The 14,730-nt window shown below is 67.0% G+C and carries 17 protein-coding genes; 5 read left to right on the plus strand and 12 right to left on the minus strand.

Going from position 1 to position 14,730, the window contains the following annotated elements; translation table 11 throughout:
* Nucleotides 1-32: 32 nt before the first annotated feature.
* From ACFVSU_RS02640 to ACFVSU_RS02685, 10 genes are all read right to left on the minus strand, one after another.
* Nucleotides 33-416 carry a P27 family phage terminase small subunit gene (locus ACFVSU_RS02640; protein WP_387137622.1) on the minus strand — a complete coding sequence of 128 codons (384 nt, stop codon included), beginning with the start codon at nt 414-416 and terminating at the stop codon, nt 33-35.
* Nucleotides 417-596: 180 nt separating this feature from the next.
* The gene (locus ACFVSU_RS02645; RefSeq protein WP_387137625.1) at nt 597-1,637 is read right to left on the minus strand and encodes a hypothetical protein; all 1,041 of its coding nucleotides are present in this window, start codon (nt 1,635-1,637) and stop codon (nt 597-599) included.
* A 3-nt stretch (nt 1,638-1,640) separates the two neighbouring features.
* The gene (locus ACFVSU_RS02650; protein ID WP_387137628.1) at nt 1,641-1,826 is read right to left on the minus strand and encodes a hypothetical protein; all 186 of its coding nucleotides are present in this window, start codon (nt 1,824-1,826) and stop codon (nt 1,641-1,643) included.
* Nucleotides 1,823-2,095 (minus strand): hypothetical protein, encoded by a 273-nt coding sequence (locus tag ACFVSU_RS02655; protein ID WP_387137631.1) that lies wholly within the window; start codon nt 2,093-2,095, stop codon nt 1,823-1,825. The genes ACFVSU_RS02650 and ACFVSU_RS02655 overlap by 4 nt, the downstream gene beginning before the upstream one ends.
* On the minus strand, nt 2,092-2,268 hold the full coding sequence (locus tag ACFVSU_RS02660) for a hypothetical protein (protein ID WP_387137633.1): 177 nt from the start codon (nt 2,266-2,268) through the stop codon (nt 2,092-2,094). The genes ACFVSU_RS02655 and ACFVSU_RS02660 overlap by 4 nt, the downstream gene beginning before the upstream one ends.
* On the minus strand, nt 2,262-2,504 hold the full coding sequence (locus ACFVSU_RS02665; protein WP_387137636.1) for a hypothetical protein: 243 nt from the start codon (nt 2,502-2,504) through the stop codon (nt 2,262-2,264). Before ACFVSU_RS02665 ends, ACFVSU_RS02660 begins: the two co-directional genes overlap by 7 nt.
* Nucleotides 2,501-3,883, minus strand: coding sequence for a hypothetical protein (locus tag ACFVSU_RS02670; RefSeq protein WP_387137639.1), 1,383 nt, complete (start codon nt 3,881-3,883; stop codon nt 2,501-2,503). Before ACFVSU_RS02670 ends, ACFVSU_RS02665 begins: the two co-directional genes overlap by 4 nt.
* 678 nt (nt 3,884-4,561) lie before the next feature.
* Nucleotides 4,562-4,768: a helix-turn-helix domain-containing protein gene (locus ACFVSU_RS02675; RefSeq protein WP_387137642.1), complete on the minus strand. Its 207-nt coding sequence runs from the start codon at nt 4,766-4,768 to the stop codon at nt 4,562-4,564.
* Between the two features lie 406 nt (nt 4,769-5,174).
* Nucleotides 5,175-6,332: a tyrosine-type recombinase/integrase gene (locus ACFVSU_RS02680; protein WP_387137645.1), complete on the minus strand. Its 1,158-nt coding sequence runs from the start codon at nt 6,330-6,332 to the stop codon at nt 5,175-5,177.
* 238 nt (nt 6,333-6,570) lie between these two features.
* Nucleotides 6,571-6,783: a KTSC domain-containing protein gene (locus ACFVSU_RS02685; protein ID WP_387137648.1), complete on the minus strand. Its 213-nt coding sequence runs from the start codon at nt 6,781-6,783 to the stop codon at nt 6,571-6,573.
* A gap of 41 nt (nt 6,784-6,824) precedes the next feature.
* Between ACFVSU_RS02685 and ACFVSU_RS02690 the strand changes: the two genes are divergently transcribed.
* On the plus strand, nt 6,825-7,052 hold the full coding sequence (locus ACFVSU_RS02690; RefSeq protein WP_387137651.1) for a DNA alkylation repair protein: 228 nt from the start codon (nt 6,825-6,827) through the stop codon (nt 7,050-7,052).
* Nucleotides 6,988-7,242, plus strand: a complete 255-nt coding sequence (locus ACFVSU_RS02695) for a DNA alkylation repair protein (RefSeq protein ID WP_387137654.1) — start codon at nt 6,988-6,990, stop codon at nt 7,240-7,242. Before ACFVSU_RS02690 ends, ACFVSU_RS02695 begins: the two co-directional genes overlap by 65 nt.
* A 9-nt stretch (nt 7,243-7,251) precedes the next feature.
* On the opposite strand, the gene ACFVSU_RS02700 is transcribed toward ACFVSU_RS02695, so the two are convergent.
* Nucleotides 7,252-8,292: an alpha/beta fold hydrolase gene (locus ACFVSU_RS02700; RefSeq protein ID WP_387137657.1), complete on the minus strand. Its 1,041-nt coding sequence runs from the start codon at nt 8,290-8,292 to the stop codon at nt 7,252-7,254.
* Complete coding sequence (locus ACFVSU_RS02705) at nt 8,289-10,709, minus strand: GMC oxidoreductase (protein ID WP_387137660.1); 2,421 nt, start codon at nt 10,707-10,709, stop codon at nt 8,289-8,291. Before ACFVSU_RS02705 ends, ACFVSU_RS02700 begins: the two co-directional genes overlap by 4 nt.
* 367 nt (nt 10,710-11,076) lie before the next feature.
* Between ACFVSU_RS02705 and ACFVSU_RS02710 the strand changes: the two genes are divergently transcribed.
* Genes ACFVSU_RS02710 through ACFVSU_RS02720 form a run of 3 tightly spaced genes read left to right on the plus strand, consistent with a single transcriptional unit; the run spans nt 11,077 to nt 14,730 of the window.
* A complete protein-coding gene (locus ACFVSU_RS02710) occupies nt 11,077-12,906 on the plus strand; it encodes a peroxidase family protein (protein WP_387137663.1) in 1,830 nt (609 codons plus the stop codon).
* Nucleotides 12,907-12,916: 10 nt separating this feature from the next.
* Nucleotides 12,917-13,384 carry a nuclear transport factor 2 family protein gene (locus ACFVSU_RS02715; protein WP_310290855.1) on the plus strand — a complete coding sequence of 156 codons (468 nt, stop codon included), beginning with the start codon at nt 12,917-12,919 and terminating at the stop codon, nt 13,382-13,384.
* A gap of 2 nt (nt 13,385-13,386) precedes the next feature.
* The gene (locus ACFVSU_RS02720) at nt 13,387-14,730 is read left to right on the plus strand and encodes a cytochrome P450 (protein ID WP_387137666.1); all 1,344 of its coding nucleotides are present in this window, start codon (nt 13,387-13,389) and stop codon (nt 14,728-14,730) included.

The following is a 14,730-nucleotide window of genomic DNA, read 5'->3' on the forward strand; positions in this document are numbered from 1 at the left end:
GCCGTCTCGGGAGCGCTTGCGTCGAACACCCATTAGCGGTGCCTCGCTGCAGCGCCAGCCTTCGCGCGTTTGGTCTTCCACGCCTCAAACTCGGCTTGCTCTTCATCGCTGAGCGGCATGCGCACCAATCCCAGAAGTCGCGCCATCGTCGTCTGCTGGAGTCGAATTTCCTGCACGCCTGGATGGACAACGATCTGGCCGCGACTACCGGAAACGGTGTGTCCGTCACGGTCTACGGCAACCGACAGCTCGGCAATCGCATCCAAGCATCGGCAGGCTTCCTCGATCGCGAGAGTCTCGGCCTCGTCCCAAGTGCCCAGTTCCTGCATCTCGTTCCAGAACGCGCGACCGCGATCGCGGAGCCCTTCGGGTGGGTCGGGGATCTCGTCATCTTTGTCGTTGGCATCGTTCGTCATGGGTTTCCTTTCGGGTTGAAGCCGCTGCAACCAGCGAGTTCGGAGAAGCACGCACCCCGGAGAGACCTCACCAGCGGGCCGAGCGGAGAGGGGGTCTAGGGGTGATCCCCCTGGGGTGGTGACGAGGGGTGAGGGAGGCGTGGTCAGTGCACGCTGCTCCCTCACCCGTGTGTCGGTTACCTAGCCGAACTGTCGCTCGGGGAGTCGGTCAGATCGCTGCAGGGTCTTCCACGACATACCCGTCACGCTCTGCGACTGAGGCGGAAGGTCGGGGAGCGGCCTGACTGGCTTGGTTCCCGTGACCCGGAAGTACTCGTGCGCTGCTGCGAGGCCGGTCGGCTGCATGGCTTTCATCGCCGCATCGAGCGCATCGTTCGCCTGGCTGATCGACGGGACCCAGAGTGTGGCGTTGGTTGCCGCCCATCGCAGGTAGGCGTGCTTGTCGTCATCGGGCCACCAGCTCTCGGTGAGCGGCTCGAGGGGTGCCTGTGCGTTCACCTCATCAGGGGACTGCCACGGGTTCAGCCATGCGACATAGGCGCCGTGCTTACCGACCGGGGCGGTGTTGGCGACGGTGATGCGTCGGCGAATCCAGAACCGATCGTGGTCGACCTGGTCGGCGAGGAATCCCACCTGATGGATCTTGCCGACCGTCGCGGGGCCGCCGGCGTCCGTACCGGTGACGACCGCGATCTGTGCGTGACGGATGGCGTCGATAGTCTCGACAAGTCGGTCGAGCCGCTGCCATGCGAGGAGCTGCGTCGGGGTGCCGCGTGAGGCGGATGCCCAGGACCCGATGGAACCGAGCTTGGCATCGAGCTCGCGGACCTCGGCCGCTACTGCCCGGATCACTGCGTCAAGCCATGCGAGAGCGGCGTCCTTCCCTCTCTCGTCGATGTCTCGGGTCTCCTGTCGGAGGCGGGAGCGTGCGGTGTCCGCGGCGGCGATCACCATGGCTTCGATGGTCTTCTCTGCCTCCATGTCGCTGATGTCGGCGGCGATTGCGTGGACGTCGACGTCGTCTCCGTCAGCGACCGCGAGGATCGCGTCTTGCAGTGCTGCCATGCGTAGAGGGATCTGCTGGTTGAGTTCCCTCATGCGGTCAGTGTTGAAGCGGTCGATCCGGGCGAGCCGTTCCTTCCGGGTGGCGTGTCCGGGAATCGCGGCGAGTGCCAGCTTGTGGATGTCTGCGGCTTCGGGGATGGTGGTGGTCGCTGTCATGGGTCAGTTGCTCCAGGTGGGGAGGGTGCGGCTGGCGAGGATGCGTTGTGCGGCTGCTACGCCGTCGTATCCGGGGTCGCCGGGCTCGAGGTTGGTCGGGACGATGCCGGGCTGGTTTCGTCCAGCACCGAAGCGTTTCTCGGCTTCTGCGATTCCGGCCGCGCCGGGTGTGGTGTCGTCCGTGGTCATCGGCGCGCCCCCTCTCCTGCGCGGCGGAAGCCGAGACGAACGCCGTCTCCCTTGGGGTGGATGGAGACCTGCCAACCATCGGCGATCAGGGTTGCGATCGCGAGGTTCTCGGCGGGGCCCACGAACTTGGTGACGTATACCCAGGTGCGTTCGCCGTCACGTACGCGCGGGCTTTCGCTCTGTGCCCACATCGGTCGCCTCAGGTGGGCGCTGTCGAGTGCGCCGATGGGGCCGTTCGGGTCAGTCCGGTCAAGAGTGGTGGTGGTCATTCGTTCTCCTTCGTGTGGATGGGTTCGGTGATGTCGCGAGCTTCGGCCGCGCGTTCAGCGGCGACCTCGCGGTAGTACTCGGCGCAGAGCCGTGCGAACTCCTCGGGCTGGTCCCACGCGGAGACCATGGCCGCGTACTCGGTTGGCTTCGGTGCGGGGGAGCGGGTCACCATGCAATCTCCTCGTCGATCCGGTCTAGTTCTGCGAGGACCGCGCTGAGGTTCTGGCGCGGGAACCATGCGACCTGTGCGGTGGCAGAGTTCATGAATCCGTTGCCCAGCCCGCCAGCGGTGTTGACTAGTTGCTCGAACGCCTCGAGTTGCTTCGGTGTGGCTTCGATACCGTCGATACGGTCGATCACGATGCGGACGTATGCGCCGTGGCGCTGCTTCTCCACGTGGCGGATCATGCGGGCACCTCCTCGGGGGTGACAAGCGTGTGGCGGGGTGACGGAGACGCCACCCCTTGGGTGTCACCCTTCCGAGCCGCGGAATCACGCGGATTATCGGGGGTGATGAGTGGGGGTGACGAATTTGCCACTCGCGAGCCGGTGAGGCGTGCTCGTGTGCCAGATTGATCGCGAGAGATCTCGATGACCTGTTCCTCGGCTAGCTCGTCGAGGGCCGCTTCAAAGTGCGCGCGAAGGGACTGCGTGAGGCTCTTCCGGAGCGATGCGCCGCCTACCCAGTCAGTGCCGAGCTTGCTAACGATCCGATCCTTGGCGCGGTTGATGGCGACGATCTCGGCATGGTCGGCTGCGGTCACGTTCGACTCCGCGCGTGCCTCAGCGCGAGCACGGTTGGTGTCGATCGATTGCTGTCTGATCGCTTCCCGACACCATGCACGTGTCCTGTCTGAAACATCCATGACAGCGCCGCCCATCCGCCAGTCATCATCCGTGACGTCACCGCGGCCGTCGAGGATCGCAAGGGCCGCGGCGAGCTTCAGTCGCGAGAACAGTGCGTGTCCATCCAGCGCGTCCCCGTCGCCACGCAGTCGCGCGACGCGTGCCCGGTCGATGATGTTCCACGCCGAGTCGCACACGGTGATGGTGCGCCGGCCGTCGATGGTCGGGATGATGCTCTCGCCAGGCGCGTGCCACATGAGCGGGGGCGGTGCGAGCGGTGCCCGATCGGGGGCATGGTCATCTGTGGCCGGCAGCCAGATGAAGCGCTGCGGGGTGCCGCCGTCCGCGTCGTCCAGGAGTGCACCGGATCGGGTCGGCTGAACCCCGACGACGAGAGCTGCACGGTATGTGTGGCTCTCCACGGGGAGACTGCGGGCCTGGTCCCGGTTCTGAAAGCCGAGCCGCTCACCCGACCAAACCTTGCGAAGCTCTGACAGCAGTGTTGATCCCTGGCGTCCGGCTAGAGCTGACAGCGTGTCGACCTCTGCGACGTCGAACAGCGCCGATTCCGAATGCTGCTCGACCGTCAGGTTCCCGTCATCGTCCTTGACCCGCTGGACGTAGGACGCTGCGAGTCCCTCACCTGAGCCGACCGTAATGGTGTCGAAGATCGCGCCGCCCGAGATCGTGATGCACGAAGCCGCTGCCGCCTGCGATGCTCCCTTGCCCTGTCCGCTGCGTCCCACGATGCCGACAAACAGGTTTAGACTTCCCGGCCCCCCGACGATCGCAGGGAGTTGAATGCGTGGCTCGGTGGCTGCGATGACGCGCGTGAGAACGCCACCGAAGGTGGCCCACGGCGAGACGCGTCGAGCTTGGGCGTACTGATAGATGTGTGTGAGGATCGGTCGTTCCGACCAGAAGGTATCGGGGTTCGTCAAGCGACGCTCCGTCCTGATTGTGAAGTTGGAAGATTGCGCTGATAGGGGATGAGTCCCTGTCTCGCACGTTCGGCGTCGTAGGCCTCGATGCCGTGCGCCTGGGCCGCGTCGAGTCGCCGGAGCCGTTCGTTGGCCTCCAAACGGGCCTGGCGGACTTCGACGATGTGGCGGTCGATAGCGGCCATCGCAACGGGCCCGAACATCGGGTTGGTCGCGTACTCGATGCCGGCTTGCCACCCCCGGTCGAACGCCTCGAGTAGCTGTTCTCGGTCCGGCCCTGGATACGACGAAAGCCGCCCATTCGGACGGCTTTGATCGCGCGGCTCAGCGGGCCCGGTCAGGCTCTGCTCCTACCAGCGCTTCGGGCGTACCAACCCTCAACGTGCAGGTTCCGGTGGGCGATCGCTGGTGTCGGGTCTTTGTACTGCCCCCATGCGCGTGCAGCGTAGGTCTCGAATCCGTCCCACGTGCGGTCCCGCTCGCGGCGTTCGTGTTCTGCGTCGATGGAACGGACTAGATATGCGTCGATCGCATCTCGGGCGACCGAAACGCCTACGCGGCGGATGAGCCTTGTCATGCGTGGCGGACGGAACTCGACGCCGGCAGACTCGAATCGGTAGGCCGCGTAGCGGATCAGTTGCTCGACTGAAGTACTACCAGTCAATGCGACCGTGCCACTCAATGGGCACCACCGCCCAGGAACGTAACGGGACGGCCGTTCTGGTTCAGGTCAATGCGAATCTGACGGCCGAAGCGACGGGCCGCGAGTTCACCCGCCGAGATCATGCGGCGCACGGTTGAATCAGACAGGCCGTACTTTGCGCCGTAATCGGCGATTGATCCCCACTCGGTGGGGTTGTGCTCGGTGATAGAGCCGTCGGGCATAACTGGGATCCTCCGTAGTCAAGAGCGGACCTACTCGCTTACGCGAGAGCTGGGACGGGTGTCCCAAGCTTCTAGGTCTGCTCGATTGCCTCCGAAGTTGATGATTCCAGCGGGGTCCGAGATTTCTCGGCCCTGAGGGGCTCTGACCACCCCTGCTCGTCAAGATTAACCGAGGCCTGCCACCACTCGCAAGCAACGCTCCGTAGCGAGATCGAGGGGGAGTGAGGGGCCTGATCCCCCCGTAATGTCGCCGATCTTGAACCCCTGCGCGCTTGTTGATGCGGGGAAGGATCTTGATGTAGTCGGCGATGTACTCCATGTAGTCGATGACCTCGCGCATCTTGATGTCGATCTTGCCGAGCACGCGACCGATGTGGCTCGCGACGTCGTTGATGACGACGTCGAACTACGCGAGATCGGACATTCGACGCGCCAGCTCCTCGTCACGCCCTGCCGTGTGCTGATACCTCATCGCAGCCGCAACCGTCGAATGCCCCAGCCTCGCCTGTAGTTCTTTCAGTGTCGCGCCTGCCAGCGCGGCGCGCGTAGCACCGTAGTGACGAAGCGCATGCCACGGCATGTCGGGGCGATTCGCGGCGATCCTCGCAGGGTTCCAGTGCTTATAGAAGGATGACTCGGCCAGGTGCGTTGAGCCATCCGCTGCCGGGAAGAGAAGCGAGTTAGGGAAGCGGTCGACATGCTCCCGTAGGTGCGCCTCGATGATCGAGTTGACGTGTGGAGGAAGTACGATCGCCCGCACACCTGCTTCAGACTTCGTCGCGCCGACGATGAACCCTTCCCCCGAAACGTGGGTAACCGCGCGGGCTACGTTGACGACGATCACCTCGAGTCGGTCACGCTCCCGGACTAGCTCGATGTCCTTGCGCCGGAGTTCTGTGAGCTCCCCGTATCGGACGCCCGCCCATGCAGCGAGGATCACGGCGGCCCGGTATCGAGGCGTAATCGCCTCCACGATCTTCTGCAGTTCTGCGGCAGTCGGTGGAATCACGGTCTTGCCGGTCGCTGCGGAAGCCGCGCCCTTGATCTGGCACGGATTCGTCTTGATGCGACCGTCCTGCACAGCCGTGGTCATGATCGCTTTGAGCAACTCGTAGGCACGGGCTGCCTGAGTCTTCGTGCCAGATTTGACGAGTCCGGAGTACCAGCTGCGGACTGCGTCGGGCGAAACCGCGGTCATACGGCCGTCGCCGAACTCAGCGAGGGGGCCGGCGACGAGTCGGCGGTACTCTGCGGCGGTCCGCGGGCGCAGATGATCGCCGTGACGATTCGTGCGCGTCGAGATCCACTGTTCCGCGTACTCAGCGAACGTGCCGGCTCTTCCCTTCTTCGCCGCAGCTTCCGCAGATGCCACGTGAGGCTGCCATTCCCCCGAGTCGAGGGCGACCTTCTGGACGGCGAGCCAGGCGCGGGCGTCCGTCATCGTGTCGAACGTGTGCGGGGCGTTGTACCGCTTGCCATCGTGCCCGACGTATGAGGCCTGATACCGGCCCGAGGAGCGCTTGCGGATCGCTCCGAACGATTCCCGACGCTTTCGTGTTGCCATCCCAGAAACCTCCCCATTTGGGCAATACCGGGCAATATCTCGTGCTGACTCCTGCCCAGTCTTGACAAACAGTGACGCTAGCACATACGGTCATTGCATCGCGTAAAATCGCGGCAAAACCGCTCAGATACGCCAGTCTCGGCGGGTCTTGGACAGTGACGCTGATACAGTTTCGATCCCAGTATCGCGCACCACCTGAAACCCCCGCTTCGGCGGGGGTTTTGCCGTTCACGGCGGTTCAGCGGATGAGCTCCGACGGGTAGACGTCCCTGATCCGCTCCCGGAAGAACCTGCCGGCGCTGTCGGCGTCGCGCAGCGCCCGGTGCACCGACGGCGGCACCGCGAAGTAGCGGTACACGTCGCCCGACGTGAATTCGAGCTCGAGCACGGCCGTGTCGGCGTCGTAACCGACCGACGCGATCGCCGCGGAATCCAGACGGTGTCGTCGCACGGCTTGAGGCTACGCGGACGGGCCGCGCTACCGTGGTCGGCGTGACCGACGATCTCGCCGCCCGCATCCGCGCCGAGCTGCGGACCGTCGCCGACCCGGAGCGCGCGCCGGGACAGCAGGCGTACATGAAGTCGGCCATGCCGTTCCTCGGCGTCCGCGTCCCCGACGCGCGGCTCGTCGCGAAGCGGGCGGCGAAGGGGATGGATGCTGCGACCCTGCGCGCGACGGCACTCGAGCTGTGGGACGCCGCCGGCTACGGGCCGAGGTGACCGCGTCGATCCGGATCTGCTGGCCGACACGATCGAGCCGAACCTCGCCGACCCCGAGTTCTTCCTCCGCAAGGCGATCGGATGGGCGCTGCGCGAATACGCCCGCGTCGCGCCGGAATGGGTCCGGCAGTACGTCGACGGGCACGCGCTGAGCCCGCTGTCACGCCGTGAGGCGCTCAAGCACCTCTGACCGCGCCGCTCACGCGTTCAGCTCGGCGAGGACCCGCGGGTACACGTCGATGTGAGCACGCGCGCCCAGGAAGACGTCGGCGTGGCCGTATCCGCGGAGCACGGTGAGCGAGTGCCGGCCCGGCTGGTGCCGCTCGAGGTAGGCGTGGGTCTTCCGCTGGCTCTCGGGAAGGAACGCGCGATTCTCCGCTCCCGTGAACAGCGCGAAACGGGCCTCTGTCCGGGGAGCCGTGGCAGTGAACCTGACGGGGAGTCCGCCCTTGGCGCGGATCGGCACGACCTGCCCGGCGCGGTCGGACGCCGCGAGCTGCGCGTAGAAGCTCATGGGAATGCGGCCGAACTCGGTCGCCACCCAGTCGTGGGTCGCGGCATCCAGATTCGCATGCCGCCACAGCGCGGGGTGTCCTGATCCGAGCGCGAAGCTCGCCATGTTGCAGCTCGCGTTGCCGCACTCGGCGTGCCACATGCGCACGGCGTTGCGGGTCACTCGAGGAAGCGCACCCTCGGGTCCGTCGCGCCAGGGGACGTCCACGTACGACTGCGTGCGCTGGACCAGGGGGCGGAGCGCATGCAGCTTCACCCGCGCGAAGGTCGGCATCACCGGATGCAGCGAGACGCCGTTCGACACGATCACGTCGACCTCGGGCACGAGTCCGCTGACCGCCGCCATGCTGAGCGCGGTCGATCCCTGGCAGTGGGCCACCGCCCGCAGCGACGAGGCGCCCGTCTCCGCGAGCACGTGGCGGACCGCGGAGGGGACGTCGTGCAGCGCGACGTCGTCGAGCGTCCACGGCCGCGGGTCGAGATCGGTCGAGCCGCGCCAGTTGAGCATCCACACGTCCCAGCCGTCATCGAGAAGCGCGTCGACGAGCGTGCGGGCGACCGGAGGGCGGAACGACTCGGCGCGCATCGCGACGCCGTGCAGCAGCAGCACCGGCCCCTTCGTGGGCCCGGTGTCGGTGCGCACCCTGATGAGGGTGATCGCCACGCCGTCGCCCGCGTCGATGAAGTGCACCTCGTCGTGATGCCGGAAACGCGCTGTCGCCCTCACGATCCGTCCTCCGGCGACGACGCCGACGAGACCGCGGCCGGAACAGTCCCGGGTGCGGGCGGTCCTGGACGCAGGTACACGTCCTTCATCGAACCGGCGAAGAACGCCCCGAAGCGTGCGATCGAGCCGAGCGGACCCGATCCCGACCCGCGGAAGGTCGTCAGCTGACGCGCGAAATCGAGCGGCAGGATGCGCAGGATGCCGGCGCCGATCACGTCGGCCGGAGCATCCTGCGCGCCGTTCTCGCCCGGCGGGACGTGCCCGCGCATGAGGGTGATGTACAGCGTGGAGGTGTCGGTCCACATGTCGAACCCGCGGTCGTTGCGGACGGTCTTGAAGCCGTACATCGTGAGCGGCTGGCCGGACAGGTCGCTGAACCAGAGCCGGTAGCGCATCTCGCGGGTGAGGGCGGCCTCCGCCGTCACGAACAGGTTGGCCCATCCGCGCTGCACGGGCAGCCGTCCGCCGAGCAGGTCGCAGTCGACGTACCCTTCGGCGATCGCGGTGTGATCCTCACCGGCCGCGAAGCGCTCGACATCCGGCGCGGTGATCGTGAGCTGGAACATGAATCGCTGCGCGAGCTGGCGTCCGAGCTCCCAGCCGGCGAGCGGATCGGTCTCGCCCAAAGCCAGGTGGCCCTTCATCTTCTCGGTGAACTCCATGCCACGGCCGGCGACCGGGTCCGCGGGCGCCTCGACGACCGGCGCGGGAGCCGAGTCCGCCGCAGCGCGCCGACGTCGGGGCTTCGGCTTCTCGAGGGCGTGCTCGAGGGCGCGGTCGGCCATCGCGGCGATCGTGAGCGAGGGGTTGGGCCCGACGGGGCCGGGCACGGCGGAGCCGTCCACGACGAACAGCCCGGCGTGGCCGAACGACTCGCCCCAGCTGTCGACGACGCCCTCCTGGGGAGCGCGGCCCATCGGCGTGCCGCCCAGCGGGTGGACGGTCACGACGCGTTTCGTCCACCAGAGCGGGTTGTCGCGGAACTTGCCGCCGAGCGACTCGGTGATGCCCTGCATGGTCTCCCGCATGGCATCGAAGTACGCCTTGCTGGTCGCGGTGGTCCACTCCACGTCGATCTCGCCGTCGACGAGCGTGATGCGTCCGTCGGGCGTGTCGCGGCCCATGCCGAGCAAGGGCAGAGAGCTGGAGGTCAGCCGCCCCTGGCCGACGAGCTTGGCGACCTCGGCCGAGATGGTGGACTCGTTCTTGTTCGTCAGCCGATGCGCGACCATCTGCGAGACGACGCCGGCAGCGCGGCGCATCGACGCCGTGACCTGGGCCGTCTCGACCAGCCAGCTGGTGAACTCGGGGAAGCCGGCCTCCTGGACGTAGTACCCGCGACCTTGCCCCTCCTCGTCCAGCCCATCCGGCTTGCGGATCGCGGTCGTGATCACCGGCCCGTACGCCGGGTCGATCATCCTCGTATGCCCGGCCTCGGTCCTGGACTGCGCGCCGAAGCAGAAGGTGAGCAGGTCGCCGTTGCCGCTGAAGCGCGTTCCGAGCGCGCGCCCGAGGGCAGGCAGCGCCACCCTGTTGCGCAGCAGCAGCGCGGTGGTGCCGAACGTGCCCGCGCCGAGGAACAGCTGGTCGCAGGTGATGCGCAGATGCGTGCGCTCGTGACGGCCGCTCGCGTCAGGCTCGCCGTACCGCACGTAGCGCACTTCGTACCCGCCGCCGTCCAGCGGCGTGACGCCGTACACCTCGCACAGGGTGCGCAGCTCGGCGCCGTGCGCGGCCGCGGCGGAGAGGTAGTTGTGGTCGAGAGTGTTCTTCGACCCCTCGTTGCAGCCGATGTCGCACTCGCCGCACAGCCGGCACGTCAATCGCGTCGCGTTGTGCAGGTTGCCGTACGAGGGGACATCGATCACCTGCTTCGGGATCGCCTCGGCTCCGGGCCTCGACGAGAACGACACCGCGAGCGGGGGAGAGAAGGCGTGCAGTCCCAAGGTCTCGGCGGCGTCGCGCAGCGCCCGCGCCTTGGGGAGATCGGGATACGGGTTGGGCACCGGCGTCATCATCGCCTCGACGGCGTCATAGTGCCGGTCGAGGTCGGTGCGGCCGATCGGCCAGTGCTCGTACCCGCCGCCGGGAAGCGGCGAATCGTGGACGAACCAGCGCTCGTCCTTGCGCAGGAGCACGTTGGCGTAGATGAGCGATCCGCCGCCGAGGCCGGCCGACACGATGCCCTCGAGCTTGCGGAACGAGCGCACATCGAAGAGGCCCAGCAGTTCGTCCTTCGGCTCCCAGAACGCCCGGCTCATCTCGTACGGATTGCGCGCGAAGCTCCCCGGCGGATAGGCGCGTCCCCGCTCGAGCAGCACGACGGAGCGGCCCGCTTCGGCCAGTCGGTAGGCGCTGACCGATGCCCCGAATCCGGAGCCCACCACCACCGCGTCGACGTGTTCGGCCGCGGGCATGTCAAGCCACCTCCGTACGGAGCTCGGCGTGCCTCTGGTCGTTCTCGTGTTGCGTACGGATCATCGACTCCCTCTCTGCGGGGCTCGGCGACACACTCGGTGGAGACGGTCGTACACCGGAGGAGTCCCGCGCGCCGCAGAAGATACGTCGCCCCGGAACCACCCCCTCGGCACTCAAACTAGTGATCCCGACGACGGCGCCGCAACGGATGCCTCACGCCCCGAGTCATGCTGCGGAGCAGGACTTCCGAAAGATCTGCGCAGCGCATGTACGAAGGATGGCCCGTGCGTGCTCTCTTCACTATGATTCGGGCAGATCCACGGACCTGCCCTCCCGCGTTAACCGCCGGCTACGAGGAGACCCAAGGTGCTCAGACGCTTCTACGCACGGATCAATCGCACGAGGCCGTGGTATCGGCTTCCCTTCCTTCTGGGCCTGCTCAACCTGATCGCGCTGCGCGACGAGCTGCGGGAGGACAACCTCGTCGACACCCGCACGCCGGGCGGAGCCGGCCGTGCACCCGGCGTCACCCCGGCCACGGCCGGCGAGGAGCGTCGGCGGTTCCGCACCGCCGACGGCTCGTTCAACGATCTGGCCGATCCCGACATGGGCAAGGCGGGCACGCGGTTCGCGCGCAACGTGCCGCTGGCGCACGCCTGGCCCGCCGAGGGCGACGACCTCATGACACCGAACCCACGGGAGGTGAGCCGGAAGCTGATGCGCCGCGAGACGTTCACCCCGGCGACCTCGATCAACCTCCTCGCCGCTGCCTGGATCCAGTTCCAGACGCACGACTGGTTCGCGCACGGCAGGGAGCCCGCCGACGTCATCGAGATCGACGTCGCCGACGGCGACGACTGGTTCGAGCAGCCGATGCGGATCCCGCGCACGAAGGCGGACGACACCCGCACGGACGCCGACCGGGACCTGCCTCCGACATTCATCAACAACAACTCCCACTGGTGGGACGCGTCGTCGATCTACGGCAGCACTCCCGAGCGGCGCGAGCAGGTGCGCAGCCACGTGGACGGAAAGCTCGTCCTCAAGGACGGGAACCTGCCGCTCGACCCCGCCACCGGGGTTGCGCTGACCGGGTTCAGCGAGAACTGGTGGGTGGGCCTCGGCCTCCTGCACACGCTGTTCACCCTCGAGCACAACGCGATCTGCGATCGGCTGAAGAAGGACTACCCGGGCATGACCGAGGACGAGCTCTTCGGCACCGCGCAGCTGGTGGTCTCGGCGCTCCTCGCCAAGATCCACACGGTGGAGTGGACGCCCGCGATCATCGCGCACCCCGTGCTCAAGGTCGCCATGCGGGCGAACTGGTGGGGGCTCGCGGAGGAGAAGCTCCACCGCATGTTCGGCCGCCTGAGCAAGAGCGACGTCATCAGCGGCATTCCGGGATCCGCGTTCGACCACCACGGCTCGCCGTATCAGCTGACCGAGGAGTTCGCGGCGGTGTACCGCCTCCACCCGCTTCTGCCCGACACCCTCGAGGTCCACTCGCTCGACGACGGCTCGCTGGTCGACAGCATGGAGTTTCAGGAGATCATCCTGCTCAACGCCCACCGCGTGCTCACCTCGGGCGCGAAGGTCCAGGACCTCTGGTACTCGTTCGGGGTGCAGCATCCGGGGGCGGTCCAGCTCCACAACTTCCCGCGCTGGATGCAGGACATCACGCTGCCCGACGGGCTGCGCCTCGACCTCGCCGCCCTCGACGTCATGCGTGATCGCGAACGCGGCGTCCCGAGGTACAACGAGTTCCGCCGTCAGCTGCACCTGAAGCCCGCGGCGACGTTCGATGAGCTCACCGACAACCCGACGTGGGCTCGGGAGCTCGAGGCCATGTACGGCGACGTCGAGAAGGTCGATCTGCAGGTGGGCATGCACGCCGAGACGCCTCCGCCGGGATTCGGGTTCAGCGACACCGCGTTCCGCGTGTTCATCCTCATGGCCAGCCGCCGGCTCAAGAGCGACCGGTTCATCACCGACTGCTACACCGAGGAGTACTACACGAAGACGGGGATGCAGTGGATCGCCGACAACACGATGGCCTCGGTGCTGCTCCGCCACTACCCGCAGCTCGCGCCGTCGCTCGACGGCGTCAAGAACGCATTCGCCCCGTGGAACGTCGTCGGCTCCACAGCCGCACGCGCCACCAGCACGGCACCAGCCGCGGCGAGCGCCGCGGGATGAGGGGAGTGTCATGACCGTCACCGAGGCGGACCGCGAGGCGCGGTTCACCCTGATCCGCACCTACTGGGACGTGCTGATGGCCGCCGACATGCCGGCGTTCCGGCGGCTGCTCGCACCCGACGCCGTCATCCACTATCCGGGTCAGAACCACATGTCGGGCGACTACCGGACGACCGACGACATCGTGGGGCTGTACACGCGGCTCACGCAGTTCATCAAGGACGGCATGTTCGTCGGCGAGGTGCTCGACATCACCGCGGGCGAGACGTTCACCACCGTCATCCTGAAGTACGAGATCCGGATGCCGGTCAAGACCCTCCACGGGCGCGCCACCGGCATCTTCATCCTCGATGAGAACCACCTGATCAAGGAGTACTGGCTCCACGAGTGGAACCAGCAGATGATCAACTGGGTGTTCCGCTCCTCGCGCTGGTTCGGATGGACGATGAAGCTCCTGCCGAAGAAGAAGGCGACGTGACGATGGCGAAGCCGAAGGCTGCGCAGAAGCCCCTGCCCCCCGGACGGTTCGGGCTGCCCTGGCTGGGCGAGACCCTGTCGATCCTGCGCAACAACCACCGGTTCTACCAGGACCGCATCGAGAAGTACGGACCGATCTTCAGAACGCGGCTGTTCGGCAACAGCTTCGTGATCTTCTCGGGGCACGAGGCGTTCCACACCTTCGCGATGGACGAGCGGATCGTGCGCGGTGACGCGGACCCGATCTCGGCCGAGCAGATCTTCATGAACTCGCTCGCGCTGATCGACGGCGTCGAGCACCACACGCGCAAGGCCGTCATGCTGCGCGCGGTCGGCTATCGGTCCGCGATCGCGTCGTACCTGCCCACGATGCAGGAACTCCTCGAGCGCAGCATCGATCCGTGGCTGAAGAGCGGCACCGGCCACGACCTGCGGGCGGACCTGCAGCGGTTCGCGGCACGGCTCACCGGAGCGCTGTACACCGGCGACCGCAGCGAGGAGCACGCGGCAGAACTCGACCACCACCTCGCCAACATGCGCGATGCGTTCATGACGCTGCCGGTGCCGATCCCCGGCACGAAGTACGGCAAGGCGATCGCAGGTCGGCGGCGCATGGACGAGATCATCGGCGACGCCCTCGCGAAGCACCAGCAGGGCGGCTACGACGACATCGTCTCTCGCATGATCGTCGCCGCGAACGACGCCGACGTGCCGGTCGAGGCGCTCCGCGGCGACATCCGTCACCTGATCTTCGCGGGCCAGGGCGGCTATTTCGTGCCGCTCACGCTCACCACGATGATCGTCGGGCAGCACCCCGACGTCATGGAGCGCGCCCGCGCGGAGGTTCTCGCGGTCTCTCCGGACGGACCGATCACCATGGAGCAGATCGAGCGCATGGAGTACCTCGAGCAGATCTCCAAGGAGGTGCGCCGGTACTTCGCCATGAACTCGGCGACCTTCTTCGGCCGGGTGCAGGCCGACATGGTGGTCGGAGGCTTCCGCATCCCGAAGGGGTGGGGCGCGATGGGCGGCATCCACATCAACATGCGCAACCCCGACGTCTTCCCCGACCCCGGCCGCTTCGACCCCGACCGCTTCGAGGCGAAGGCCGAGGCCGCGCTGCCCCCGGGAAGCTACGTCCCGCACGGCGACGGCCAGAGCACGCACCACCGCTGCCCGGGCGAGAACATCGTGACGGTCGCGGTCAAGATGTACCTGACGCTCCTGCTCCGCACAGCGGAATGGTCGATCCCGGAGCAGGACCTCACGCTCACCAACGAGCTGTTCCCGCTGCCCGCAAGCGGACTGCGGGTGAACTTCCGCCAGCACGTCCCCGTCGCGGGCTGA

Origin of the sequence: Microbacterium sp. NPDC058062, from assembly GCF_042885375.1 — a bacterium.
GTDB classification, from domain to species: Bacteria; Actinomycetota; Actinomycetes; order Actinomycetales; family Microbacteriaceae; genus Microbacterium; species Microbacterium trichothecenolyticum_C.

Excerpts from the sequence above, each read along its gene's own strand:
- ACFVSU_RS02640 (WP_387137622.1), bottom strand. The coding sequence starts at position 416 with ATGACGAACGATGCCAACGACAAAGATGACGAGATCCCCGACCCACCC.
- ACFVSU_RS02645 (WP_387137625.1), bottom strand. The coding sequence starts at position 1,637 with ATGACAGCGACCACCACCATCCCCGAAGCCGCAGACATCCACAAGCTG.
- ACFVSU_RS02650 (WP_387137628.1), bottom strand. The coding sequence starts at position 1,826 with ATGACCACGGACGACACCACACCCGGCGCGGCCGGAATCGCAGAAGCC.
- ACFVSU_RS02655 (WP_387137631.1), bottom strand. The coding sequence starts at position 2,095 with ATGACCACCACCACTCTTGACCGGACTGACCCGAACGGCCCCATCGGC.
- ACFVSU_RS02660 (WP_387137633.1), bottom strand. The coding sequence starts at position 2,268 with ATGGTGACCCGCTCCCCCGCACCGAAGCCAACCGAGTACGCGGCCATG.
- ACFVSU_RS02665 (WP_387137636.1), bottom strand. The coding sequence starts at position 2,504 with ATGATCCGCCACGTGGAGAAGCAGCGCCACGGCGCATACGTCCGCATC.
- ACFVSU_RS02675 (WP_387137642.1), bottom strand. The coding sequence starts at position 4,768 with ATGCCCGACGGCTCTATCACCGAGCACAACCCCACCGAGTGGGGATCA.
- ACFVSU_RS02680 (WP_387137645.1), bottom strand. The coding sequence starts at position 6,332 with ATGGCAACACGAAAGCGTCGGGAATCGTTCGGAGCGATCCGCAAGCGC.
- ACFVSU_RS02695 (WP_387137654.1), top strand. The coding sequence starts at position 6,988 with ATGCTGCGACCCTGCGCGCGACGGCACTCGAGCTGTGGGACGCCGCCG.
- ACFVSU_RS02705 (WP_387137660.1), bottom strand. The coding sequence starts at position 10,709 with ATGCCCGCGGCCGAACACGTCGACGCGGTGGTGGTGGGCTCCGGATTC.
- ACFVSU_RS02715 (WP_310290855.1), top strand. The coding sequence starts at position 12,917 with ATGACCGTCACCGAGGCGGACCGCGAGGCGCGGTTCACCCTGATCCGC.
- ACFVSU_RS02720 (WP_387137666.1), top strand. The coding sequence starts at position 13,387 with ATGGCGAAGCCGAAGGCTGCGCAGAAGCCCCTGCCCCCCGGACGGTTC.